1 protein-coding gene, 1 tRNA gene and 1 pseudogene are annotated in these 1198 nt (G+C 58.1%); 2 read left to right on the plus strand and 1 reads right to left on the minus strand.

All coding sequences use genetic code 11. The features are described 5' to 3' along the window. Positions 1-227: pseudogene (locus EOA22_RS34335) on the plus strand (GDP-mannose pyrophosphatase); the annotation flags it as partial. Between the two features lie 60 nt (positions 228-287). Here EOA22_RS34335 and EOA22_RS34340 read toward each other — a convergent pair. Beyond that, a tRNA-Leu gene (locus tag EOA22_RS34340) sits at positions 288-372 on the minus strand. A gap of 374 nt (positions 373-746) precedes the next feature. Between EOA22_RS34340 and EOA22_RS34345 the strand changes: the two genes are divergently transcribed. Next, positions 747-1198, plus strand: a 452-nt coding sequence (locus EOA22_RS34345) for a trigger factor (RefSeq protein ID WP_281040818.1), incomplete at its 3' end; no start/stop codon positions are given.

Raw genomic sequence — 1198 nt, forward strand, 5'->3', positions numbered from 1 at the left:
ATATGAGCCCCGGCAGCGTCACCGAACGGCTCTGGTTTTTCATCGGCCGCTATTCACCCGCCGACCGCATCTCGGCCGGCGGCGGCGCGCAAGAAGAGGGCGAGGACATCGAGGTTCTGGAAATGCCGCTCGACGAGGCGCTGGCCGGCATCGCCGATGGCCGTATCGTCGACGCCAAGACCATCATCCTGATCCAGCATCTGAAGCTCAATCCGATGCCTGCCTGAAAGGCGCCGGTCCTCCTTCGCCAGGACTTTCGGGTGGCCCGCCACCCGAAGCTCGAAGGGTGGTGCGGATGAAGGGACTCGAACCCCCACGCCTTTCGGCACTGGAACCTAAATCCAGGGCGTCTACCAGTTCCGCCACATCCGCATGGACCGGCAATCCCATGTGGCCATCATTCTGTCAATGTCAGAGACAAGATGTGGCCCAGCGACAAGATGTGGGGCAGGCCCCGAATGCTGGTTATCGCTGGGATGCGAAGACTGTTGAAAATTGGCCTCGCCTGTGACAAAAGGCGTGTCAAATGTGACGGGACGCGACGATCCGCTTCTGCAGAATGTGATAAGAAGTAGGAAAAACAAGAACTTATTCACATTTTGGAACGCAGTTTGGGAGAGTTTGAGCCGGGTTTTCGGTCAAATCGCCAGGTTCCGTACCAAAAGCCATTCCCGGCAAGAATATACCGGCAGGCTGTGAACGGCAGAGGCCGTGGCAGTCTCATTGGTGAAAACAAAGGTTTTACGATGCAGGTCACCGAAACGCTCAACTCCGGTCTCAAGCGAGAGATCAAGATCACCGTGCCGGCCGGTGACATGGAAGCCAAGCTGATGGCGCGGCTTTCGGATGCCCGCAACAAGGTCCGCATCAACGGCTTCCGTCCAGGCAAGGTGCCGGTGCAGCACCTGCGCAAGGTCTACGGCAAGTCGTTCATGGCCGAAGTGGTCAACGAAATCCTCAACGATTCGACTCGTTCGATCATTACCGGGCGTGGTGAAAAGGCTGCCATGCAGCCTGAAGTCATCATGACCGAGGACGAGAAGGAAGCCGAGAAGATCCTGGCCGGCGGCGCCGACTTCGAATTCCGCCTCAACTACGAGATCATCCCGGCGATCGAGATCAAGGACTTTTCCGACATCAAGGTGACGCGCCAGGTGTTCGACGTGCCTGATGCCGAGATCGACGAGCAGGTCCAGCG

The organism is Mesorhizobium sp. M7A.F.Ca.US.014.04.1.1, from assembly GCF_003998745.1.
In the GTDB taxonomy this organism is placed as follows: Bacteria; Pseudomonadota; Alphaproteobacteria; order Rhizobiales; family Rhizobiaceae; genus Mesorhizobium; species Mesorhizobium ciceri.